Annotated in this window: 22 protein-coding genes; 9 read left to right on the top strand and 13 right to left on the bottom strand. The window is 63.6% G+C overall.

Going from position 1 to position 23,707, the window contains the following annotated elements; all coding sequences use genetic code 11:
* Window positions 1-107: 107 nt before the first annotated feature.
* The 11 genes from lpxD to rpsB form a co-directional block, all read right to left on the bottom strand.
* Window positions 108-1,163 (bottom strand): UDP-3-O-(3-hydroxymyristoyl)glucosamine N-acyltransferase, encoded by a 1,056-nt coding sequence (gene lpxD, locus ABNP31_RS05815; RefSeq protein WP_013971258.1) that lies wholly within the window; start codon window positions 1,161-1,163, stop codon window positions 108-110.
* Between the two features lies 1 nt (window position 1,164).
* Window positions 1,165-1,668, bottom strand: coding sequence for an OmpH family outer membrane protein (locus ABNP31_RS05810; RefSeq protein WP_015269197.1), 504 nt, complete (start codon window positions 1,666-1,668; stop codon window positions 1,165-1,167).
* A gap of 44 nt (window positions 1,669-1,712) precedes the next feature.
* Window positions 1,713-4,073, bottom strand: a complete 2,361-nt coding sequence (gene bamA, locus ABNP31_RS05805; protein ID WP_025337978.1) for an outer membrane protein assembly factor BamA — start codon at window positions 4,071-4,073, stop codon at window positions 1,713-1,715.
* Window positions 4,074-4,147: 74 nt separating this feature from the next.
* Window positions 4,148-5,500, bottom strand: a complete 1,353-nt coding sequence (gene rseP, locus ABNP31_RS05800) for an RIP metalloprotease RseP (RefSeq protein ID WP_085587702.1) — start codon at window positions 5,498-5,500, stop codon at window positions 4,148-4,150.
* A gap of 71 nt (window positions 5,501-5,571) precedes the next feature.
* Window positions 5,572-6,762, bottom strand: coding sequence for a 1-deoxy-D-xylulose-5-phosphate reductoisomerase (gene ispC, locus ABNP31_RS05795; RefSeq protein ID WP_085587678.1), 1,191 nt, complete (start codon window positions 6,760-6,762; stop codon window positions 5,572-5,574).
* Window positions 6,759-7,574, bottom strand: coding sequence for a phosphatidate cytidylyltransferase (locus ABNP31_RS05790; protein WP_013971253.1), 816 nt, complete (start codon window positions 7,572-7,574; stop codon window positions 6,759-6,761). The genes ispC and ABNP31_RS05790 overlap by 4 nt, the downstream gene beginning before the upstream one ends.
* Window positions 7,574-8,329, bottom strand: a complete 756-nt coding sequence (gene uppS / locus ABNP31_RS05785) for a polyprenyl diphosphate synthase (protein WP_015269194.1) — start codon at window positions 8,327-8,329, stop codon at window positions 7,574-7,576. Before uppS ends, ABNP31_RS05790 begins: the two co-directional genes overlap by 1 nt.
* Before the next feature lie 15 nt (window positions 8,330-8,344).
* Entirely contained in the window at window positions 8,345-8,902 is a 558-nt protein-coding gene (gene frr / locus ABNP31_RS05780) for a ribosome recycling factor (protein ID WP_025337974.1), read from the bottom strand.
* A complete protein-coding gene (gene pyrH, locus ABNP31_RS05775) occupies window positions 8,899-9,642 on the bottom strand; it encodes a UMP kinase (protein ID WP_003252294.1) in 744 nt (247 codons plus the stop codon). The genes frr and pyrH overlap by 4 nt, the downstream gene beginning before the upstream one ends.
* 180 nt (window positions 9,643-9,822) lie before the next feature.
* On the bottom strand, window positions 9,823-10,686 hold the full coding sequence (gene tsf, locus ABNP31_RS05770) for a translation elongation factor Ts (protein WP_013971250.1): 864 nt from the start codon (window positions 10,684-10,686) through the stop codon (window positions 9,823-9,825).
* 186 nt (window positions 10,687-10,872) lie between these two features.
* On the bottom strand, window positions 10,873-11,610 hold the full coding sequence (gene rpsB, locus ABNP31_RS05765) for a 30S ribosomal protein S2 (protein WP_003252287.1): 738 nt from the start codon (window positions 11,608-11,610) through the stop codon (window positions 10,873-10,875).
* 346 nt (window positions 11,611-11,956) lie between these two features.
* Here rpsB and map point away from each other — a divergent pair, with 346 nt between their 5' ends.
* The 3 genes from map to dapC are packed head-to-tail and all read left to right on the top strand — an operon-like array spanning window position 11,957 to window position 16,711.
* On the top strand, window positions 11,957-12,739 hold the full coding sequence (map, locus tag ABNP31_RS05760; RefSeq protein ID WP_025337973.1) for a type I methionyl aminopeptidase: 783 nt from the start codon (window positions 11,957-11,959) through the stop codon (window positions 12,737-12,739).
* 42 nt (window positions 12,740-12,781) lie between these two features.
* A complete protein-coding gene (locus tag ABNP31_RS05755) occupies window positions 12,782-15,484 on the top strand; it encodes a [protein-PII] uridylyltransferase (RefSeq protein ID WP_085664593.1) in 2,703 nt (900 codons plus the stop codon).
* A gap of 30 nt (window positions 15,485-15,514) precedes the next feature.
* The gene (dapC, locus tag ABNP31_RS05750; protein WP_085664592.1) at window positions 15,515-16,711 is read left to right on the top strand and encodes a succinyldiaminopimelate transaminase; all 1,197 of its coding nucleotides are present in this window, start codon (window positions 15,515-15,517) and stop codon (window positions 16,709-16,711) included.
* A gap of 151 nt (window positions 16,712-16,862) precedes the next feature.
* Here the strand turns inward: dapC and ABNP31_RS05745 are convergent, their stop codons facing one another.
* Window positions 16,863-18,509: a Na+/H+ antiporter gene (locus ABNP31_RS05745; protein ID WP_013971247.1), complete on the bottom strand. Its 1,647-nt coding sequence runs from the start codon at window positions 18,507-18,509 to the stop codon at window positions 16,863-16,865.
* Between the two features lie 248 nt (window positions 18,510-18,757).
* Here ABNP31_RS05745 and ABNP31_RS05740 point away from each other — a divergent pair, with 248 nt between their 5' ends.
* From ABNP31_RS05740 to ABNP31_RS05715, 6 genes are all read left to right on the top strand, one after another.
* Window positions 18,758-19,036, top strand: coding sequence for a type II toxin-antitoxin system RelE/ParE family toxin (locus tag ABNP31_RS05740; RefSeq protein WP_082810539.1), 279 nt, complete (start codon window positions 18,758-18,760; stop codon window positions 19,034-19,036).
* 8 nt (window positions 19,037-19,044) lie between these two features.
* On the top strand, window positions 19,045-19,344 hold the full coding sequence (gene graA / locus ABNP31_RS05735) for a type II toxin-antitoxin system antitoxin GraA (RefSeq protein WP_004375387.1): 300 nt from the start codon (window positions 19,045-19,047) through the stop codon (window positions 19,342-19,344).
* A 126-nt stretch (window positions 19,345-19,470) separates the two neighbouring features.
* Window positions 19,471-19,818 carry an ArsC family reductase gene (locus ABNP31_RS05730; protein WP_025337970.1) on the top strand — a complete coding sequence of 116 codons (348 nt, stop codon included), beginning with the start codon at window positions 19,471-19,473 and terminating at the stop codon, window positions 19,816-19,818.
* A gap of 30 nt (window positions 19,819-19,848) precedes the next feature.
* Window positions 19,849-20,883 carry a 2,3,4,5-tetrahydropyridine-2,6-dicarboxylate N-succinyltransferase gene (gene dapD / locus ABNP31_RS05725; RefSeq protein WP_025337969.1) on the top strand — a complete coding sequence of 345 codons (1,035 nt, stop codon included), beginning with the start codon at window positions 19,849-19,851 and terminating at the stop codon, window positions 20,881-20,883.
* A gap of 120 nt (window positions 20,884-21,003) precedes the next feature.
* Entirely contained in the window at window positions 21,004-22,209 is a 1,206-nt protein-coding gene (locus tag ABNP31_RS05720) for a cysteine desulfurase (protein ID WP_350013085.1), read from the top strand.
* Window positions 22,206-22,616: a SufE family protein gene (locus ABNP31_RS05715; protein WP_274119684.1), complete on the top strand. Its 411-nt coding sequence runs from the start codon at window positions 22,206-22,208 to the stop codon at window positions 22,614-22,616. The genes ABNP31_RS05720 and ABNP31_RS05715 overlap by 4 nt, the downstream gene beginning before the upstream one ends.
* Before the next feature lie 212 nt (window positions 22,617-22,828).
* Here ABNP31_RS05715 and tcdA read toward each other — a convergent pair whose 3' ends face one another.
* Window positions 22,829-23,638: a tRNA cyclic N6-threonylcarbamoyladenosine(37) synthase TcdA gene (gene tcdA / locus ABNP31_RS05710; protein ID WP_162276773.1), complete on the bottom strand. Its 810-nt coding sequence runs from the start codon at window positions 23,636-23,638 to the stop codon at window positions 22,829-22,831.
* Window positions 23,639-23,707 lie beyond the last annotated feature (69 nt).

The raw sequence follows: 23,707 nt of genomic DNA, 5'->3' as shown, positions 1-23,707 counted from the left end.
GGGAAGCCTGTAATAAGAATAGGGAGCGCAGGTGCTGACCACACGCTCCTTTTGCAGTCCAAAGAGGAGCCAGCTAGCGACTGTTCACTCTTGCTCAGGGAATGGTATCAGCCTTCTGATGTCGGCTGGCCACCTGAGGTCACGGTATCGACGCGTTTTTCCAGCTGCTGGAGACGCTTGGCCATGTCGTCCAGGTGGCGGATACGCGCGGCGCTCTTGCGCCATTCAGCCAGTGGCTGCATGGCAGTGCCGGAAGAATAGGCACCCGGTTCGGTGATCGAACGGGTCACCATGGTCATCCCGGACACGAAAACGTTATCACAGACATCAATATGACCCACCATGCCGACACCTCCGGCAATGGTGCAATGCTTGCCGATGCGCGTGCTGCCGGAAATTCCGACGCAGGCGGCCATGGCCGTGTGCTCACCGATCTGCACGTTGTGGGCGATCTGGATCTGGTTGTCGAGCTTGACCCCATCAGCGATCCGCGTATCCGACAGCGCGCCACGATCGACCGCGGTATTGACACCGATTTCCACGTCGTCGCCGATGGTCACGCCACCGATCTGGGCGATCTTGCGCCACACGCCCTTCTCGTTGGCAAAGCCGAAACCTTCACCGCCGATCACCGCACCCGACTGGATGACCACACGCTTGCCGATGGTCACATCATGGTACAGGGTGACCCGTGGGGCCAGCCAGCCGCCCTCTCCGATCACGCAACGGGCACCGACCACGCAGTGTGCACCCACACTGACATTAGCCGCGATGCGCGCACCGCTTTCGATGACCGCGAACGGCCCGATGCTGGCACTGGCGTCCACCTGCGCGTCCTCGGCCACCACGGCGCTGGGATGAATACCCGCCACAGCCTTGGGTTTGGGGTCGAACAGGTGGGAAATGCGCGCGTAGGCCAGGTACGGATCGGCGACGATCAGCGCATTGCCGGCAAAGCCTTCGGCGTCCGCCGCCTTCAGCAGCACCGCGGCCGCCTGGCTGCTATCCAGGAATTTGCGGTACTGCGGGTTGGCGAGGAAGCTCAACTGACCTGGGCCAGCCTCCTGCAAGGTGGCCAGCCCGGTAATCTGCAGCGCCTCGGGCCCCTTGAGGGTGGCGCCGAGGGCCTCGGCCAACTGGCCTAGCGTCATGGTCACGGTCATATCAACGGGCTTGGTTCATGCGCTCGATGACCTGGCGGGTGATGTCGTACTGAGGCTTGACATCAATGACCGCGCCACGTTCGAGGACCAGGTCGTAACCGCCTTTCTTGATCACTTCCTCGACAGCGCCATCCAGCTTCGGCTTCAGCTGCTTGAGCATGTCGCGGTCAGCAACGGCCTTGGCTTCGTTCAGTTCCTTGGACTGGAACTGGAAGTCACGGGCCTTCTGCTTGAACTCGAGCTCCAGGCGCTCGCGCTCCTGCTGCTGCATCTTGTCGCCGCCCTTGATCAGACGGTCCTGGATGCCCTTGGCGCTGCTTTCCAGGCTTTTCAGCTTGGTCAGTTGCGGGCCGAACTTCTTCTCGGCATCCACCGCGTATTTCTTGGCGGCATCCGACTCCAGCAGGGCCATCTGATAGTTCAGGACGGCAACCTTCATTTCGGCGAAAGCCGGGGTGGCGACCAGCGCCGCGGCCACTACGGCCAGTTGGGTCAACTTACGCACGATGCACTCCTGGATAAACCGTTGTCATTAAGCGAGGGCCGACCTCAGAAGGTCTGGCCCAGAGAGAATTGGAACACCTGGGTGTCGGCATCGTCCGGCTTCTTGACCGGCATTGCCAGGCTGAAGCTCAGCGGGCCCAGTGCGGTGATCCAGGTCACGCCCAGGCCGACCGAACTGGCCATGCCCGAGAAACCGACCTTCTCGCAATCCGGCTGGTTGCCGCAATTGGTGTCGAACACGTTACCCACGTCCCAGAACACGGAGGTGCGCAGCGAACGCTGGTCCTTGACGAACGGCAGCGGGAACAGCAGCTCGACACCACCTTGTACCAGCACGTTGCCACCAAACGGCAACGGATCCTGGTCCGGGTCGGCGATGGTGCCTGGCTTGCCACCGTTGGCCTCGCCGCGGCTTGGGGTACTGCGTGGGCCCAGGCTGCTGTCCTTGAAGCCACGGACGGAGTTGAAGCCACCCGCGAAGTAGTTCTCGTAGAACGGCAGGCCCGAGGTGCTGCCATAACCGTCACCATAACCCAGCTCGGTGTGCAGGCGCAGGGTGTAGTCGTTGGTGATCGGCTTGAACAGCTGGCCGCGGTAGTCGAGCTTGAAGAACGACAGGTCGCTGCCCGGAATGGTGGATTCCAGGGTCAGGCTCTGGGAGTGACCACGGGTTGCCAGCACACCTTTGTTCAGGGTCGACTCGGACCAGCCGATCGAGGCCTTGAAGTTCAGGAAGTTGTCGCCTTCCTCTTCGAGGAAATCGAAGATCTCGTCAACGGTGTACTTGCCGGTCTTGATCTTGTCCTGCTGCACGCTCAGGCCATAGGTCAGGCGCGAGGTCTCGCTGATCGGGTAGCCGAGGCTGACGCCCGCACCGTAGCTGTCCACCGCGTAGCTGGCCACGTCGACGTCGAGGTCGTCGTAGTCGGTGCTGCGGTAGAAGGCGTTGTAGCCCAGGCTCACGCCATCGGCAGTGAAGTAGGGGTCAACGAAGCCGAAGTTGTAGCGGGTCTGGTATTCCGAACGGGTCAGGCCGATGGACACCTTGTTACCGGTACCGAGGAAGTTGCTCTGGCTGATCGAACCACCGAGGATCAGGCCGGCGCTCTGGGCGAAACCGACGCTGGCGGTGATCGAGCCGGAAGCCTGCTCCTCGACGCTGTAGTTGACGTCGACCTGGTCGTCGGTGCCCGGCACCGGCGGGGTCTCGACGTTCACTTCCTTGAAGAAGCCCAGACGCTCCAGACGGGTCTTGGACTGGTCGATCAGGTAGGTCGAGGCCCAGCCGCCTTCCATCTGGCGCATTTCGCGACGCAGCACTTCGTCTTCGGTCTTGGTGTTGCCGCGGTAGTTGATGCGGTTGACGTAGGCACGCTTGCCCGGGTCGACCACGAACATGATGTCGACGGTGTGGTCTTCATCGTTCGGCTGCGGCACGCCGTTGACGTTGGCGAAGGTGTAGCCTTCGTTACCCAGGCGGCGGGTGATCAGCTCGGAAGTGCTGGTCATCACCTTGCGCGAGAACACCTGGCCTGGCTGCACCAGCAGCAGCGACTTGACCTGGTCTTCCGGCACCTTCAGGTCACCGGACAGCTTCACGTCGCGAACGGTGTACTTCTCGCCTTCGTTGATGTTGACGGTGATGTAGACGTGTTTCTTGTCCGGCGTGATGGACACCTGGGTGGAGGCGATGTCCATGTTGATGTAGCCGCGGTCCAGGTAGTAGGAACGCAGGCGCTCCAGGTCACCGGAGAGCTTTTCGCGGGCGTACTTGTCGTCGTTCTTGAAGAACGACAGCCAGTTGGTGGTCTTCAGCTCGAACAGCTGCGCCAGGGTCTCGTCGTCGAACACGTTGTTGCCAACGATGTTGATGTGCTGGATGGCGGCGACGGTGCCTTCGTTGATCTTGATCTTCAGTGCCACACGGTTGCGCGGCTGCGGCACCACCTCGGCGTCGACCTCGGCCGAGTAGCGGCCCTGGGCCACGTACTGGCGCTGCAGTTCGTTACGCACACCTTCGAGGGTGGCACGCTGGAAGATCTCGCCTTCGGCCAAGCCCGATTGCTTCAGGCCCTTCATCAGGTCTTCGGTGCTGATGGCCTTGTTGCCTTCGATCTCGATGCTCGACACCGACGGGCGCTCGACCACGTTGATGATCAGGACATTGCCATCGCGGTTCAGCTGGATGTCCTGGAAGAAGCCGGTCTTGAACAGGGAACGGGTCGACTCCACCAGTCGGCGGTCATCGGCCTGGTCGCCGACGTTCAGCGGCAAGGCACCGAAGACACTGCCGGCGGAAACCCGCTGCAGGCCGTTGACGCGGATATCGGAGATGGTGAAGGACTCGGCGTGAACTTCAGCGATCATCAGTGCGGACATGACCGCAGTTAGCAGCAGACGTTTCATGAAGTCCTTTTATTCCAACTGGCAATAAACAGCCCGCCGCGACAAGACGGCAGGTTTCGCAATTGAGCGAAGCTTTATAGTCGACCCAGATCGTTGATCAGGGCGAGCAACATCACCCCTATGACCAAACTGATACCGATCTGGACCCCCCAACCTTGCACCCGATCCGACAGCGGACGACCGCGCGCCCACTCGACCAGGTAAAACAGCAAATGCCCCCCATCCAGAACCGGGATGGGCAGCAGGTTAAGAACCCCCAGGCTTATGCTCAGGTAGGCCAGGAAATTCAGGAAATCCCCCACGCCGGACTGGGCTGAAGCGCCCGCCACTTTAGCAATGGTTATCGGTCCGCTCAAGTTTTTTACCGAGAGCTCCCCGAACAGCATTTTCTTCAGCGATTCAAGGGTCAGGACGCTCATGTTCCAGGTGCGTGACAAGCCCTCACCCACCGCATCCAGCGGGCCGTAGCTGACTTCGCGGAGCATGTTGGCAGGCCATTCGCCACCTTTTACCCCGGCGCCAAGATAGCCGCCGGCCGCCTTGCCCTCGCCCTTGCGCGCCAGGGTGACCGGGACGTCCAGCGCAGCACCATCGCGCTCGACACGCACCACAACCTTGGCTTGCGGGCGGGCCCGCACGGCATCGACCACCTGCTGCCATTCGCTCACTGCCACGCCATCGAGGGCCAGCAGCTTGTCACCGGTTTTCAGGCCCGCAGCGGCAGCCGGCCCCTTCGGATCGATCTCGGCCAACACCGGCACGATCGCCGGGCGCCAAGGGTGCAGCCCAAGGGACTGGATCGGGTCCGGCTCGTCGGCACCCTTGAGCCAGCTGTCCAGCTTCACCTGCAGCTGGCGCTCGGCGCTGGCGCCCTCTTCACGCACGCCAACCTGCAGGGTGCCGCTCTCGCCCAGGCGGCGAACCAGTTGCAGGTTGACTGCAGACCAACCATTGGTCGGCTTGCCGTCGATGGAGACGATTTCCTGACCTGCGGTCAGGCCTGCCGATGCTGCCAGGCTGCCCGCATCGACCGCACCGATCACCGGGCGGATCTGCTGGGTACCCAGCATCGCCAGCACCCAGAAGAACAGGATGGCCAGCAGGAAGTTGGCAACCGGGCCCGCCGCGACGATCGCGATGCGCTGGCGCACGGACTTGCGGTTGAACGACTGCTCGATCAGCGCCGGCGGCACGTCACCCTCGCGCTCGTCGAGCATCTTGACGTAACCACCCAGCGGGATCGCAGCGACCACGAATTCGGTGCCATGGCGGTCATGCCAGCGCAGCAGCGGCGTGCCGAAGCCCACCGAGAAGCGCAGCACCTTGACACCGCAGCGGCGTGCCACCCAGAAGTGGCCAAATTCATGGAAAGTGACCAGTACACCCAAGGCTACGAGGGTGCCGATAATCATGTAGAGCGCTGTCATATCCATCTCCGAATGATGTTCAGCGGGCTGGCATCATGCCCAGCCCCCTCGTGAACCGTGGCGGGCCTGCATCAGCGACCGTGACGCCTCAGCCACTCACGGGAAAGCTCCCGGGCACGCTGGTCGGCGGCGAACACCGCGTCCAGCGACGGCAGCGGTACGACGGGCTCCTGATCGAGCACCTGTTCGATCATACCCGCGATCTCCGGGAAGCGGATACGCCGCTGGAGAAATGCCTCGACCGCAACCTCGTTGGCCGCATTGAGCACGGCCGGTGCGCTGTTGCCGGCCTCGGCAGCCTGCCGCGCCAGGCGCAGGCAAGGGAAGCGCTGTTCGTCGGGCGCCTGGAAATCCAGACGGGCGATGGCGAACAGGTCCAGCGGCGCCACCCCGGAATCGATCCGCTCGGGCCAGGCCAGGGCGTTGGCAATGGGTGTGCGCATGTCCGGGTTACCCAGCTGCGCCAGCACCGAACCGTCGACATAATCCACCAGGGAGTGGATCACGCTCTGCGGGTGCACCACCACCTCGACCTTGGCCGGTGCGGCATCGAACAACCAGCAGGCCTCGATCAGCTCCAGGCCCTTGTTCATCATGCTGGCCGAATCCACGGAAATCTTGCGCCCCATGGACCAGTTGGGGTGCGCGCAGGCCTGTTCCGGGGTGACATCCAGCAGCGCCTCGACGGGGGTCTCGCGGAACGGGCCACCGGAGGCGGTGAGCAGGATCCGGCGTACGCCGACGGCACTCAGGCCGCGCGCGTAGTCGCCGGGCATGCACTGGAAGATCGCATTGTGCTCGCTGTCGATCGGCAGCAGCACGGCGCCACTGCGCCGCACCGCCTCCATGAACAGCGCGCCGGACATCACCAGCGCCTCCTTGTTGGCCAGCAACACCTTCTTGCCCGCCTCGACCGCCGCCAGGGTGGGGCGCAGGCCGGCGGCGCCGACGATGGCCGCCATCACTGCGTCCACTTCCGACGCAGAAGCCACCTGGCACAGCCCGGCCTCGCCTTCCAGCACCTCGGTGGCGCAGCCCGCCGCTACCAGGCTTTCGCGCAGTCGCGCGGCCGCCTCGGCACTCGGCACCACGGCGAATGCCGGGCGATGGCGCACGCACAGGGCCTGCAATTCGTCGATACGCGAATAGCCACTCAGGGCGAACACCTGGTAGCGGTCGGGATGGCGCGCGATGACATCCAGCGTGCTCAGGCCGATGGAGCCGGTGGCCCCGAGCACGGTAATACGCTGCGGGCGGCTCACATAACACCCCATTCGGCAGCCCACAGCAGCACGGCGAAAATCGGGATCGCCGCAGTCAGGCTGTCGATGCGGTCGAGCACCCCACCATGGCCGGGCAACAGGTTGCTGCTGTCCTTGATGCCGGAACGGCGCTTGAACATGCTTTCGGTCAGGTCACCGACCACCGAAGACATGACCACCAGCGCGGCACTCAGCAGGCCCAGCAGGATCTGGCCGAAGCCCCAGTCGCGGCTGATACCGACCACCAGGGTGATCACCAGGCTGACCGCCAGGCCGCCATACACGCCTTCCCAGCTCTTGCCAGGGCTGACCTGAGGCGCCAGCTTGCGCTTGCCGAAGGCACGGCCGGAGAAGTACGCGCCAATATCGGCAGCCCACACCAACACCATGACCGACAGGATCAGCCAGTTACCCAGCGGCCAGTGCTTGAGCAGCACCAACCCCTGCCAGGCCGGCAGCAATACCAGCAGGCCGATCAGCAACCGGCAGGCGGCACTGGCCCACAGCTCGCTGCTGCGCGGGTAGGTAAGCACCAGCCAGGTGGCCAACCCCCACCAGATCACCGCAGCGCCCAGCACCCAAGGCGCCAGCTCCGGAAGGATGTACAGCAACATCAGCGCTCCGGCGACGACCACGGCATAGGCGATGCGCAGTGGCTGGGCCATGAGCCCGGCCAGGCGCGCCCACTCCCAGGCGCCGAGGGTCACCACGAAGCCGATGAACAGGGCGAAATCCCCACCATTGAGCAGGAAGAAGCCACCCAGCGCGATCGGCAGCAGGATCAGCGCGGTAATGATGCGTTGTTTAAGCATTAAGCACGAGCTCCAGCCTCGACCTGCTCGCTGGTCTTACCGAAGCGGCGCTGGCGCGAAGCGAAATCGGCCAGGGCGTTGCGCATGGCCTCGTGTTTGAAGTCCGGCCAGTACAGGTCGGAGAAATACAGCTCGGCGTAGGCCAGCTGCCACAACAGGAAGTTGCTGATGCGGTGCTCGCCACCAGTGCGGATGCACAGGTCCGGCAGCGGCAGCTCGCCGGTTGCCAGGCAGGTCTGCAGCAGGCCCGGGGTGATGTCTTCCGGGCGCAGGTGCCCGGCTTGCACTTCCCGCGCCAGCCGCTGGGCGGCCTGGGCGATGTCCCACTGGCCACCGTAGTTGGCCGCGATCTGCAGAATGAAGCGGTTGTTGCCGGCGGTCAGCGCCTCGGCCTCGCGCATGGCGGCTTGCAGCTCGGGATGGAAACGCGAACGGTCACCGATGATACGCAGGCTGATGTTGTTCTCGTTGAGGCGCTTGGCCTCGCGGCGCAGGGCCGAGAAGAACAGCTCCATCAGCGCACCGACCTCTTCGGCGGGACGCTGCCAGTTCTCACTGGAGAAGGCGAACAGGGTCAGCACCTCGACCCCGGACTCGGCACAGACTTCGATGACCGCGCGAACGGCGTCGACACCCGCCTTGTGCCCGGCAACGCCGGGCAACAGGCGCTTTTTCGCCCAGCGGTTGTTGCCATCCATGATGATCGCGACATGACGCGGCACCGAGGACGGCGCCGCTGGCTTGGTCTTTTCCATTAAAAAACCCCGGCCTTAGACGGCCATCAGGTCCTTTTCCTTGGCTTTGAAGGCGGCATCGACTTCGGCAACGTACTTGTCGGTCAGTTTCTGGATTTCGTCAGCGGCACGACGCTCTTCGTCTTCGCTGATTTCCTTGTCCTTGGTCAGCTTCTTCAGGTCGGCCAGGGCGTCACGGCGCACGTTGCGCACGGCTACCTTGGCATCCTCGGCAACGCCGCTGGCCTGCTTGGTATAGCCCTTGCGGGTTTCCTCGGTCAGGGCCGGCATCGGCACACGGATGGTGGTGCCGGCGCTGGACGGGTTCAGGCCCAGGTCGGAGGTGAGGATGGCCTTCTCGATGGCGGCGCTGAGGTTCTTGTCGTGGGCGACGATCTTCAGGGTGCGGGCATCTTCGACGGTGATCGCGGCCACCTGGTTCAGCGGCATCTCGCTGCCCCAGGCCGGGACCTTGACGCTGTCCAGGATGCTCGGGTGGGCGCGACCGGTGCGGATTGCCGCCAGGTTGCGGGCCAGGGCCTCGAGGGACTTGGTCATGCGCTCCTGCGCGTCTTTCTTGATGTCGTTGATCATGCTTGGCCTTCCTCGATCAGAGTACCTTCAGCGCCACCCACCACGATGTTCAGCAGGGCGCCAGGCTTGTTCATGTTGAATACCCGCAATGGCATCTTGTGGTCACGGCACAGGCAGATTGCGGTCAGGTCCATCACACCCAGCTTGCGATCCAGGACCTCGTCGTAGGTCAGGTGATCGAACTTCTCGGCATGCGGGTCCTTGAATGGATCGGCAGTGTACACACCATCGACCTTGGTCGCTTTCAGCACAACGTCGGCATCGATTTCGATGGCGCGCAGACAGGCCGCGGAGTCGGTGGTGAAGAACGGGTTGCCGGTACCGGCGGAGAAAATTACCACATCCCCGGAGTTGAGGTGGCGAATAGCTTTGCGACGATCGTAATGATCGGTGACACCGACCATGGAAATGGCCGACATGACCAGGGCCGGGATGTTCGAGCGCTCCAGCGCGTCGCGCATGGCCAGGCCGTTCATCACGGTGGCCAGCATGCCCATGTGGTCACCGGTGACGCGGTCCATGCCGGCTGCGCTGAGCGCGGCACCGCGGAACAGGTTGCCACCACCGATCACCAGGCCGACCTGGACACCGATCCCTACCAGCTGGCCAACTTCGAGGGCCATGCGATCCAGCACTTTCGGGTCGATCCCGAAGTCTTCCGAGCCCATCAGGGCCTCGCCGCTAAGTTTGAGCAAAATGCGTTTATAGCGAGGTTGGCGACCACTCACCTGCTGAGCCATTGCAAGTCTCTCCTGCGGCGTACTTTTAGAAAATTCGTGCGGGCTGTTTGCAGCCTGCTAACTGTAGCGTGGCACCGTTTTGGTGCCAGCGGCGGCAGGTTTTATAAACCCTTCGCCGTTTTGACAAAGAGGCTGCGCGCGTGAGCGGGCAGCCTCTTCGGGGCGACAGACGGGGCTGTCTTACTGCTTGGCAGCAGCTACCTGAGCGGCAACTTCAGCAGCGAAGTCGTCGACTGGCTTCTCGATGCCTTCGCCTACTTTGAAGTAGGTGAAGGAAACGATTTCAGCACCGGCTTTCTTGGCCAGCTCGCCAACCTTGACTTCCGGGTTCATGACGAAGGCTTGCTCGACCAGCGAGGCTTCGGCCAGGAACTTCGAGATACGACCTTTGATCATGTTCTCGACGATGTTTTCCGGCTTGCCGGCGATCTTGTCAGCGTTCAGCTGCAGGAAGACGCCCTTCTCGCGCTCGATGGCTTCGGCCGATACTTCCGACGGCAGCAGGAACTCAGGGTTCGAAGCTGCAACGTGCATGGCGATGTTCTTGGCCAGATCGACGTCGCCGCCTTTCAGGACAACGGCAGCGCCGATCTTGTTGCCGTGCAGGTAGGCACCGACAACGTCACCTTCAACGCGCACCAGGCGACGGATGTTGACGTTCTCGCCGCACTTGGCAACCAGGGCTTCACGAGCAGCTTCACGCGAGGCGATCAGCGGAGCAGCGTCGGTCAGCTTCTGGGCGAAGGCTTCTTCGATGCTGTCGGCAACGAAGTTCTTGAAGTCGTCTTGCAGGGCCAGGAAGTCGGTCTGCGAGTTCACTTCCAGCAGGACGGCGGATTTACCGTCGGTCTTGACGGCGATAGCGCCTTCAGCAGCGACGTTGCCAGCCTTTTTGGCGGCCTTGATGGCGCCCGAGGCACGCATGTCGTCAATGGCTTTTTCGATGTCGCCGCCGGCCTTTTCCAGGGCCTTCTTGCAATCCATCATGCCTTCGCCGGTACGCTCGCGCAGTTCTTTGACCAGCGCTGCAGTAATTGCTGCCATTTCAAAATCCTCTTGGAAAGTTTTTCAACCATTCCACCCGTTCGTCACGGGCGTTCAATTCTGCAAATCCGCTGTGTTTATCTCAGCGAGCCCATGATGCGGGGCCGATGCTGACAGCAGGATTTCAAGGTGGCAAAAAGGGGGCAGAGCCCCCTTTTTGCGTGCCAAGTCGACGCTAGCGTCTAATTACTCGGCAGCAGGTGCAGCCGCTTCTTCAGCGTAAACTTCGGTGCCGCCGGCAACGTTGTTACGGCCGCGGATGACTGCGTCAGCCATCGAAGTCATGTACAGCTCGATAGCGCGGATGGCGTCATCGTTACCTGGGATGATGTAGTCAACACCTTCCGGGCTGCTGTTGGTATCGACAACGCCGATAACCGGGATGCCCAGCTTGTTGGCTTCGGTGATCGCGATGCGCTCGTGATCAACGTCGATAACGAACAGAGCGTCTGGCAGACCGCCCATGTCCTTGATGCCGCCCAGGCTGCGATCCAGTTTTTCCAGGTCGCGGGAGCGCATCAGGGCTTCTTTCTTGGTCAGCTTGGCGAAAGTGCCGTCTTCGGCCTGGGTTTCCAGGTCGCGCAGCCGCTTGATCGAAGCGCGGATGGTCTTGTAGTTGGTCAGCATGCCGCCCAACCAACGGTGGTCAACGTACGGCGAACCGCAACGAGCAGCTTGCTCGGCGACGATCTTGCCGGCGGAACGCTTGGTGCCGACGAACAGGATCTTGTTCTTGCCCTGGGCCAGGCGCTCTACGAACGACAGAGCGTCGTTGAACATTGGCAGGGTTTTTTCCAGGTTGACGATGTGGATCTTGTTACGCGCGCCGAAAATGTACTTGCCCATTTTCGGGTTCCAGTAACGGGTCTGGTGGCCGAAGTGCACACCGGCCTTCAGCATATCGCGCATGTTGACTTGGGACATGATAGTTCCTTGATAAGTCGGGTTGGGCCTCCACGTATCCCAATGACCAACCCGCGAATTCTGCAACTCGGGGCACCCAGGTCATCGTGTCGACACGTGTGTGGGTTAAGTGCTGACGGGGTCGTCCCCGAAAGCGGCGCATTTTATACCACAGACCGCGGCCGAACGGAACCCGGATACTGTTGCGTCCGTCAGCGGTTTTTGCAGCACCCCGGCTTTCGCGCCAGAATGCCAGCTGTAGACAGCAGCATGGCCGCCTTTATCCCGACCGATCGGCGCCCTGCTCTGCTAGAATCCGGCCTTTCCCGTTTGTTCGCGCCGCATGCGGCGCTGTAGAGAGCCTGTAATGACCGTCACCATCAAGACCGCAGAAGACATCGAGAAGATGCGCATCGCTGGCCGCCTGGCCGCCGACGTGCTGGAAATGATCGAGGAACACGTCAAGCCCGGTGTCACCACCGAAGAGCTGGACCGCCTGTGCCACGACTACATCGTCAACGTCCAGCAGGCCATCCCGGCACCGCTCAACTACAAGGGCTACCCGAAGTCGATCTGCACCTCGATCAACCATGTGGTCTGCCACGGCATCCCCAACGACAAGCCGCTCAAGGACGGTGACACGCTGAACATCGACGTCACCGTGATCAAGGACGGCTACCACGGCGACACCAGCCGCATGTTCCACGTCGGCACCGTGCCGGTATGGGCCGAGCGCCTGTCCAAGGTCACCCAGGAGTGCATGTACAAGGCCATCGAACTGGTCAAGCCGGGCTGCCGCCTGGGCGACATCGGCGAAGTGATCCAGAAGCACGCTGAAAAGAACGGCTTCTCGGTGGTGCGCGAGTTCTGCGGCCACGGCATTGGCAAGGTGTTCCACGAAGAGCCGCAGATCCTGCACTACGGCCGCGCTGGCACCGGCATGGAGCTGAAGGAAGGCATGACCTTCACCATCGAGCCGATGATCAACCAGGGCAAGGCCGACACCAAGGTGCTGGGCGACGGCTGGACCGCCATCACCAAGGACCGCAAGCTCTCGGCCCAGTGGGAGCACACCCTGGTGGTGACCGCGACCGGCTACGAGATCTTCACCCTGCGCAAGGACGACACCATCCCGCGCACCTCGGCCTGACCGCACTCCCACAGGCCACCCCCACGACAGGAACGTGACGCGATGCCCCAGGTGGACCCCGAGCTGTTCGACCGCGGCCAGTTCCAGGCGGAACTGGCCCTCAAGGCGAGCCCCATCGCCGCCTTCAAGAAAGCCATCCGCCAGGCCGGCGAGGTGCTCGACAAGCGTTTCCGCAGTGGCTGCGAAATCCGCCCACTGATCGAGGCCCGCGCCTGGCTCGTCGACAACATCCTGCAACAGGCCTGGAACCAGTTCGACTGGGGCGACCAGAGCGGCATCGCCCTGGTCGCGGTGGGTGGCTACGGGCGCGGTGAGCTGCACCCGCATTCGGACATCGACCTGCTGATCCTGCTGGGTGCTGCCGAACACGAGCAGTATCGCGATGCCATCGAGCGGTTTCTCACCCTGCTGTGGGACATCGGCCTGGAAGTGGGCCAGAGCGTGCGCACCGTCGACGAGTGCGCCGAGCAGGCCCGTGCCGACCTGACGGTCATCACCAACCTGATGGAAAGCCGCACCATTGCCGGCCCCGAGGCCCTGCGCCAGCGCATGCTGGAGGTGACCAGCACTGCGCACATGTGGCCGAGCAAGGACTTCTTCCTGGCCAAGCGAGCCGAACTCAAGGCCCGCCACCACAAGTACAACGACACCGAGTACAACCTCGAACCCAATGTGAAAGGTTCACCCGGCGGCCTGCGCGACATCCAGACAGTGCTGTGGGTGGCCCGCCGCCAGTACGGCACCCTCAACCTGCACGCGCTGGCCGGCGAAGGTTTCCTGCTGGAAAGCGAGAACGAGCTGCTGGCCTCGTCCCAGGACTTCCTGTGGAGGGTGCGCTACGCCTTGCACATGCTGGCCGGGCGCGCCGAGGACCGCCTGCTGTTCGACCACCAGCGCAGCATCGCCGCGCTGCTGGGCTACAGCGACGACAACCCCAAGCGGGCGATCGAGCAGTTCATGCAGCAGTACTACCGGGTGGTGATGAGCATCAGCCAGCTGTGCGACCTGATCATCCAGCACTTCGAGGAGGTCATCCTCGCCGATGACGACAGCGGCACCACCCAGCCGCTGAACGCGCGCTTCCGCCTGCATGACGGCTACATAGAAGCGGCCAGGCCGAACGTGTTCAAGCGCACGCCGTTCGCCATGCTGGAAATCTTCGTGCTGATGGCCCAGCACCCCGAGATCAAGGGCGTACGCGCCGATACCGTGCGGCTGCTGCGCGAGCACCGGCACCTGATCGACGATACCTTCCGCACCGATATCCGCAACACCAGCCTGTTCATCGAGCTGTTCAAGTGCGAAATCGGCATCCACCGCAACCTGCGGCGGATGAACCGCTACGGCATCCTCGGTCGCTACCTGCCGGAGTTCGGCCTGATCGTCGGGCAGATGCAGCATGATCTGTTCCACATCTATACGGTCGATGCGCACACCCTCAACCTCATCAAGCACCTGCGCAAGCTGCAATACACGCCGGTGTCCGAAAAATTCCCGCTGGCCAGCAAGCTCATGGGCCGCCTGCCCAAGCCCGAACTGATCTACCTGGCCGGCCTGTACCACGACATCGGCAAGGGCCGCCAGGGCGACCATTCCGAGCTGGGCGCCGTGGATGCGCAGAAGTTCTGCGAGCGCCACCAGTTGCCGGCCTGGGACAGCCGGCTGATCGTCTGGCTGGTGCAGAACCACCTGGTGATGTCGACCACCGCCCAGCGCAAGGACCTGTCCGACCCTCAGGTGATCAACGATTTTGCCCTGCACGTGGGCGACGAGACACGCCTGGACTACCTGTACGTGCTGACCGTGGCCGATATCAACGCCACCAACCCCAGTCTGTGGAATTCTTGGCGCGCCAGCCTGCTGCGCCAGCTGTACACCGAGACCAAGCGCGCCCTGCGCCGTGGCCTGGAAAACCCGCTGGACCGCGAGGAGCAGATTCGCCAGACCCAATCGGCGGCGCTGGATATCCTGGTGCGCGAAGGCACCGACCCGGACGACGTCGAGCAGCTGTGGTCGCAGCTGGGCGATGACTACTTCCTCAAGCACACCGCCGCCGACGTGGCCTGGCACAGTGACGCGATCCTCCAGCAGCCGGCCGATGGCGGGCCGCTGGTGCTGATCAAGGAAACCACCCAGCGCGAGTTCGAGGGTGGCACGCAGATCTTCATCTATGCCCCCGACCAGCACGACTTCTTCGCCGTGACGGTGGCGGCCATGTCGCAGCTGAACCTGAACATTCATGACGCGCGAATCATCACCTCGAGCAGCCAGTTCACCCTCGACACCTACATCGTGCTGGACAACGACGGCGGCTCGATCGGCGACAACCCGCAGCGGGTCAAGCAGATTCGCGACGGCCTGACCGAAGCGCTGCGCAACCCCGAGGACTACCCGACCATCATCCAGCGCCGGGTACCGCGCCAGCTCAAGCACTTCGACTTCCCGCCACAGGTGACCATCCTCAACGATGCCCAGCGGCCGGTGACCATCCTCGAAATCACCGCGCCCGACCGCCCAGGCCTGCTGGCCCGGCTGGGGCGAATCTTCCTGGAGTTCGACCTGTCGCTGCAGAACGCCAAGATCGCCACCCTTGGCGAGCGGGTGGAAGACGTGTTCTTCATCACCGATGCCGACAACCAGCCGCTGTCCGACCCACAGCTGTGCAGCCGACTGCAGGAGGCCATCGTCCAGCAGCTGCAGGCCGGCCAGGCCAGCGATGCCAGCCCCACCCGCGTGACCTTTTAACGACTAGACGATTGACGAGACCTTGCGCCGATGAACCATGCCTTGACCCAGCTTCAGCCCTACCCGTTCGAGAAACTTCGCGCCCTGCTGGGCAGCGTTGCACCTGCGGCGGACAAGCGCGCCATCGCCCTGTCGATCGGTGAGCCGAAGCACGAATCGCCGGCGTTCGTCGCCCAGGCCATGGCCGACAACCTCGACAAGCTGGCGGTGTACCCGAGCACCATCGGCCTGCCCGCCCTGCGCCAGGCCATCGGCCAGTGGTGCGAGCGGCGCTTCGGCGTACCGGCCGGATGGCTGGATGCCGACCGCCACATCCTGCCGGTCAACGGTACCCGTGAAGCGCTGTTCGCCTTCACCCAGGCCGTGGTCAACCGCGCCGATGACGGCCTGGTGGTCAGCCCCAACCCGTTCTACCAGATCTACGAAGGCGCAGCGCTGCTGGCCGGTGCCACCCCGCACTACCTGCCGTGCCTGGAAAGCAACGGTTTCAACCCCGACTTCGACGCCGTGCCGGCTGAAGTGTGGAAGCGTTGCCAGATCCTGTTCCTGTGCTCGCCGGGCAACCCCACCGGCGCACTGGTGCCGATGGACACCCTGAAGAAGCTGATTGCCCTGGCCGACGAGCACGACTTCGTGATTGCCGCCGACGAGTGCTACAGCGAGCTGTACTTCGACGAGGATGCCCCGCCACCAGGCCTGCTGACTGCCTGTGCGGAACTGGGCCGCAACGACTTCAAGCGCTGCGTGGTATTCCACAGCCTGTCCAAGCGCTCCAACCTGCCGGGCCTGCGCTCGGGCTTCGTCGCCGGTGACGCCGAGATCATCAAGCCGTTCCTGCTGTACCGTACCTATCACGGTTGCGCCATGCCGGTACAAACCCAGCTGGCCAGCATCGCTGCCTGGCAGGACGAGGCGCATGTGCGCGAGAACCGCGACCAGTACCGCGCCAAGTACGATGCCGTGCTGGATATCCTGCAGCCGGTGCTGGACGTGCAGCGACCGGATGGCAGCTTCTACCTGTGGGCCAAGGTACCCGGCGGCGATGCCGAGTTCACCCGCGACCTGTTCGAGGCCCAGCATGTGACGGTGGTGCCGGGGTCGTACCTGTCGCGCGAAGTGGATGGCGTGAACCCGGGCGCCGGGCGCGTGCGCATGGCACTGGTTGCACCGCTGGCCGAGTGCATCGAGGCGGCGGAGCGGATTCGCGAGTTCCTGCAAAACCGCTGATTCGACAGGGGCCGTACAACTCTCGAGTGTTGTGCAGTACCTGTAGGAGCGGGTTTACCCGCGAACACCGGCACAGCCGGTGCCATGCACCGCATCGCCTGATTCGCGGGTAAACCCGCTCCCACAGGGCCGCAAAGCGGCCCCCTGCGGTCTACCTGACTGACCCTAGGTTCGCTTCACTCATATCCAGCTCACCCAGCACCTGCCGCACCACTTCATCCCCCACCAGATGCTGGCGATGCAGCTCATACAGCTCCAGCCGCTGCGCCCGCAGCGCCCGCAAGCGCAAACGCCGCTCCAGCAGGTCCATCTGCTCGGCCAGCGCCTTGGCCTCGGCACTGTCGTTGTAGCTATCCAGCTCATCGCGGTATTCCGCCATCAAGCGCGCCTTCAACTCGGTCGCCAGGGTCGCCTGCGCGGCATCCTGCGGCGCATTGCTGTCGATCACTTCCTCTGCCTCCAGCGCATGGATCGCCGCCTCGGCCGTGCGTCGCCAGGCCTCCTGCACCTCCTGGTGCAAGCGCTCGTCCGGGCTCTTGGTCACCCCGCGCAGCAACAGCGGCAACGCGATACAGGCACTGATCAACGACAGCAGGATCACCCCGGCCGCAATGAAGATCAGCAGGTCACGCTCCGGGAAGGCCTTGCCTGCTCCCATCAGCAACGGGATCGACATCACACCGGCCAGGGTGACCGCACCGCGCACACCACCCAGGGTCAGCAACCAGCAGGAGCGCGCCGTGGGCATCAGCACCAGCGCCGGCTTGCCGCGCCAGCGGCGTACCACACCGATCGAGCGCCAGATGCTCTGGACCCAGATGAACCGCAGCAAGATCAGCGCCACAAAGATCGCCACCACGTCCAGGCAGCGCCAGGCCAGGGTCGGCCAGACGGTGGGTTCATGGCTGACCACGGCCTTGATGATGTCCGGCAACTGCAGGCCCAGCAGCAGGAAGATCAGGCCGTTGAAAGCGAACTCCAGCAGTGACCACACGCTGCGGTTGAGCAGGCGCGTGCTGGTCTGCCGTGGCAGCAGGTCGAGCCAGCTCTGCATCATGCCAGCCGCTACCGCCGAAAGGATGCCCGACACGCCCAGGCGCTCGGCCAGCACGTAGGCAGCGAACGGCAGCAGCAACATGAACACCACGTGGGTGGCCGGGTCGTCCCAGCCGCGGGCGATCATCCAGGCACGCAGGCGGCCGATCAGCCAGCTCAGGGCCACGCCCACCGCCAGGCCGCCCAGGGCGACCAGTACGAAGCTGAAGCTTGCGTCGGTCAGCGAGAACACCCCGGTGATCGCCGCCGCCAGGGCGAACTTGAAGGTCACCAGGCCCGAGGCATCGTTCATCAGGGCCTCGCCCTGGAGCATGTGCATCAGCGGGGTGGGCAGGCGGTCCTGGGTAATGGCCGAAACCGCCACGGCGTCGGTTGGCGACAACACTGCGGCCAGGGCGAAGGCCACGGGCAGCGGGATGCTCGGCAGCAGCCAGTGAATGAAGTAACCGGCCCCGACCACGGTAAACAGCACCAGACCCACGGCCAGCGCCACCACCGGCCCACGAATGCGCCACAACTCGCGCTTGGGAATGCGCCAGCCGTCGGCGAACAGCAACGGCGGCAGGAACAGGAACAGGAACAGCTCGGGGTCCAGTGCCACATGCAGGCCCAGTGTCGGCCACGCAAGCAAGGCGCCGGCGGCGATCTGTACCAGCGGCAAGGGCAGCGGAATCATGCGGCCGACCAGCTTCGACACGCTGACCAGCGTCAGCAGGATGAGGACGGTGTAGGCGGACTGCATCCGGGAAAGCTTCCTTTGTGAACCAGAAACGACAACAGGGCGAAACATCGCCATTGAAACAATATGTTAGCGGCGATGGGGGATTCGGGGCCGCTGCACGATAGTCGCAGGTGGCGGATGAATATGTAACATGATGATACCCAGCAATCGTGACTGACGTTGGCGAGCATCGTGCGCTAATCAGGCTTGAATTGCTGGAATCCCGTCGTATAATCAACCTTAACGAATAACGTTAAGCATTCAGCCTCATGATTCGAAGCTTTAGCTGTGCCGACACGGAAGCACTTTTTACTCATGGAAAGACACGGCGTTGGTCAGATATCAAGTCAGTTGCGGAACGCAAACTGGCCATGCTCGATGCCGCAACAGAGCTGCGAGACCTTCGGTCGCCACCTGGCAACCGTCTCGAGGCATTGAGCGGCAACCGTGCAGGCCAGCACAGTATCCGTGTCAATGACCAATGGCGCCTGTGCTTTATCTGGACCGACAACGGGCCGATTAACGTTGAAATTGTCGATTACCACTGAGGTGCATCATGCTCAAGAACGGTATGCGTCCGATTCATCCCGGAGAAGTCCTGCGTGAGGACTTCCAGAAAGAAATGGGTTTCAGCGCCGCGGCACTGGCCCGGGCGCTAGGCGTTGCCACGCCAACCGTCAACAACATCCTGCGTGAACGGGGCGGTGTTTCCGCCGACATGGCGCTGCGCCTGTCCATCTGCCTGGACACCACCCCCGAGTTCTGGCTCAACCTGCAGACCGCCTTCGATCTGCGCACCGCCGAACAGCAACACGGTGATGAGATCATCGGTTCGGTACAGCGCCTGGTCGCTTGAGACATACCTTGATCAGTAAACATGGGCGCCACGGGCGTGGCGCCGCGAGGATCGTTCCCGCATAATCCCGCGACTGAAATCGGAAAACGGAGAGATTGGGGCAGCCTGTGATCCCCAATGCACACAATGACCTACACGCTCTACGGCATCAAAGCCTGTGACACCATGAAAAAGGCACGTACCTGGCTCGAAGACCAGGCCATCGCCTACGAATTCCACGACTACAAGGCCCAAGGCATCGACCGTGACAGCCTGAACCGCTGGTGCGACGAACACGGCTGGGAAGTCATCCTCAACCGTGCCGGCACCACCTTCCGCAAGCTGGACGACGCCAGCAAGGCCGACCTCGACCAGGCCAAGGCCGTCGAGCTGATGCTGGCCCAGCCGTCGATGATCAAGCGCCCGGTGCTCGACCTTGGCGCGCGTACCCTGGTCGGCTTCAAGCCCGACCTGTACGCCGCTGCCCTGGCCTGAGCCCTACCCTATTTCGCACGAGGTAATCACATGTCCAATACCCTGTTCAGCCTGGCCTTCGGTGTCGGCTCCCAGAACCGCCAGGGCGCCTGGCTGGAAGTGTTCTACGCACAACCGCTGCTCAACCCGAGCGCCGAACTGGTCGCTGCAGTAGCCCCTGTTCTCGGTTACCAAGGTGGCAACCAGGCCATCGCCTTCAGCAACGCCCAGGCCGCGCAACTGGCCGAAGCCGTGAAAGGCGTGGATGCCGCCCAGGCCGCCCTGCTGACCCGCCTGGCCGAAAGCCACAAGCCGCTGGTCGCCACCCTGCTGGCCGAAGACGCCGCGCTGACCTCGACCCCAGAGGCCTACCTCAAGCTGCACCTGCTGTCGCACCGCCTGGTCAAGCCGCACGGCGTGAGCCTGGCCGGCATCTTCCCACTGCTGCCGAACGTGGCCTGGACCAACCAGGGCGCGGTCGACCTGGCCGAACTCGCCGAACTGCAACTGGAAGCGCGCCTGAAGGGCGAGCTGCTGGAAGTGTTCTCGGTGGACAAGTTCCCGAAAATGACCGACTACGTGGTCCCGGCCGGCGTGCGTATCGCCGACACCGCCCGCGTGCGCCTGGGCGCCTACATCGGCGAAGGCACCACCATCATGCACGAAGGCTTCGTCAACTTTAACGCTGGCACCGAAGGCCCGGGCATGATCGAAGGCCGCGTTTCCGCTGGCGTATTCGTCGGCAAGGGCTCGGACCTGGGCGGCGGCTGCTCGACCATGGGCACCCTGTCCGGTGGCGGCAACATCGTCATCAAGGTTGGCGAAGGCTGCCTGATCGGCGCCAATGCCGGTATCGGCATTCCGCTGGGCGACCGCAACACCGTCGAAGCCGGCCTGTACATCACCGCCGGTACCAAGGTGAACCTGCTGGACGAGAACAACCAGCTGGTCAAAGTGGTCAAGGCCCGCGACCTGGCCGGCCAGACCGACCTGCTGTTCCGCCGCAACTCGCTGAACGGCGCGGTGGAGTGCAAGACCCACAAGTCGGCCATCGAGCTGAACGAGGCGCTGCACGCGCACAACTGAGAACCCTTCAACCGCTGCCGGAGCTAGCTTGCTCGCGAACAGCGGATTCTCAGCGTTTGAAATGTTAAGATCGGGTCTGGCACCACGCCAGACCCGATTTTCATTCCAGGCCCCGCGACCATGTTTCAGCCCTCCCCCTGGCGTGCCGATTTTCCCGCCATCGCCGCCCTGCAACGGCAGCACCAGACCTACCTGGACAGCGCCGCCACTACCCAGAAGCCGCAAGCCCTGCTCGATGCCCTGAGCCATTACTACGGCCATGGCGCGGCCAACGTGCACCGAGCCCAGCACTTGCCCGGCGCACTGGCGACCCAGGCCTTCGAAACCAGCCGCGACAAGGTTGCCGCCTGGCTCAATGCGGCAGACTCGCGGCAGATCATCTTCACCCACGGTGCCACTTCGGCGCTGAACCTGCTGGCCTATGGCCTGGAACACCGCTTCGAGGCCGGTGACGAAATTGCCGTCAGTGCCCTGGAGCACCATGCCAACCTGCTGCCCTGGCAACAGCTGGCGCGCCGGCGCAACCTGCGCCTGGTGGTGCTGCCGCTGGATGCCCATGGCCGCATCGACCTGGACCAGGCGCTGCAACTGATCGGCCCGCGCACCCGGGTGCTGGCGGTGAGCCAGCTGTCCAACGTACTGGGTACCTGGCAGCCGCTGCCGACGCTGCTGGCCCATGCCCGCGCCCAAGGCGCGCTGACCGTGGTCGACGGTGCCCAGGGCGTGGTGCATGGCCGCCATGATTTGCAGCAGCTTGGCTGCGACTTCTATGTGTTCTCCAGCCACAAGCTGTACGGCCCGGAAGGCGTCGGTGTGCTGTACGGCCGCAGCCAGGCGCTGGAACTGCTGCACCACTGGCAGTTCGGCGGTGAGATGGTGCAACTGGCCGAATACCACAGCGCCAGCTTCCGCCCGGCGCCGCTGGGGTTCGAGGCAGGCACGCCGCCGATCGCCGGGGTGATCGGCCTGGGTGCAACCCTGGACTACCTGGCCAGCCTCGATGCCCAGGCGCTCGAAGCCCATGAAACCAGCCTGCACCAGTACCTGCTGCGCGGCCTGGCGGACCGCGATGGCGTGCGCATCCTGGGCACGCCACAGGCGGCCCTTGCCAGTTTCGTCATCGACGGCGTGCACAACGCCGACATCGCCCACCTGCTGACCGAGCAAGGCATTGCCGTGCGTGCCGGGCACCACTGTGCCATGCCGCTGCTGCAGGGCCTGGGCCTGGAGGGCGCAATCCGCGTGTCATTGGGGCTGTATAACGACAGCGATGACTTGCAGCGTTTCTTCGCGGCGCTGGATCAAGGCCTGGAGCTGTTGCGATGACCCTGCCGGATCAGGCGCGCCAGGCGCTGGAAGCTTTCGAGCAGGGCAAGGGCTGGGAACAGCGTGCGCGGCTGCTAATGCAATGGGGCGACCGGCTGGAACCGCTGGCGGACATTGAAAAGACCGAGGCCAACCGGGTGCATGGCTGCGAAAGCCTGGTATGGCTGGTGGCCGAGCAGGTCGAGGGCTTGTGGCGGTTCAAGGCCAGCAGCGATGCACGCCTGTTGCGTGGGCTGCTGGCGTTGTTGCTGGTGCGGGTGCAGGGATTGGCCAGTGAAGAGCTCGCCGGGCTCGATCTGCGTGAGTGGTTCACTCAGCTGGGCCTGGAGCGCCAGCTTTCGCCATCGCGCAGCAATGGGCTGCATGCGGTGTTGCAGCGGATGGCAGAGCTGGCGTCCAACCGTTGAATCGGTGCTGGCCTCTTCGCGGGCTCGCCCGCTCCCACAGGTATCGCGGGGCGTTTTGGCTGGCGCTGTACCTGTAGGAGCGGCCTTGTGTCGCGAAAGGGCCGCAAAGCGGCCCCATCAATCTCTGTGGTGGAACTGGGAACCTGGGGCCGCTACGCGCCCCTTTCGCGACACAAGGCCGCTCCTACAAGGACCGAGTGGGCCAGAAGCAGTTATTCAGGCTTGACCCGCTCCGAAGGTCGCCGCGCCCCCGCTACCAGTTTTTCCACCGCCTTGCTCGCCGCCACCATGCCAAAGGTCGCGGTCACCATCATCACCGCGCCAAAGCCACCCGAGCAGTCCAGCCGCACGCCCTCACCCACGAAGCTTTTCTGCAGGCAAACGCTGCCATCGCCCTTGGGGTAGCGCAGCTGTTCGCTGGAGAACACGCATGGCACGCCATAGTTGCGGCTGACATTGCGCGAGAAGTTGTAGTCGCGGCGCAGGGTGGAACGCACTCGCGAGGCCAGCGGGTCGTTGAAGGTCTTGTTCAGGTCGGCGATCTGGATCTGTGTCGGGTCGATCTGCCCACCGGCGCCACCCGTGGTGACGATGGCGATCTTGCGCCGCCGGCACCAGGCAATCAGCGCCGCCTTGGCCATGACGCTGTCGATGCAGTCGATCACACAGTCGAGGTTCTCGGTAATGTACTCGACCATGGTGTCGCGGGTGACGAAGTCGGCCACTGCATGCACCGTGCACGCCGGGTTGATCGCCCGCAGGCGCTCGGCCATGACCTCGACCTTGGGCCGCCCCACCTGCCCATCCAGCGCATGGGCCTGGCGGTTGGTGTTGCTGACGCACACGTCGTCGAGGTCGAACAGGGTGATCTCGCCCACGCCACTGCGGGCCAGCGCTTCCGCCGCCCACGAGCCTACCCCGCCAATACCGACCACGGCCACATGGGCCTGGCCCAGACGGTGCAACCCCTGGTCGCCATACAGCCGGGCAACGCCGGCGAAGCGTGGATCTTCTGTGCTCATGTTCATACCCCAAAAAACCGGCGCGCATTATATGCCAGCGGGCCCATGGCCTGCATCGTTAGGAAAGAG

The organism is Pseudomonas asiatica (genome assembly GCF_040214835.1).
Classification (GTDB): Bacteria; Pseudomonadota; Gammaproteobacteria; order Pseudomonadales; family Pseudomonadaceae; genus Aquipseudomonas; species Aquipseudomonas putida_Z.
This window is presented reverse-complemented; position numbering and strand designations above follow the sequence as displayed.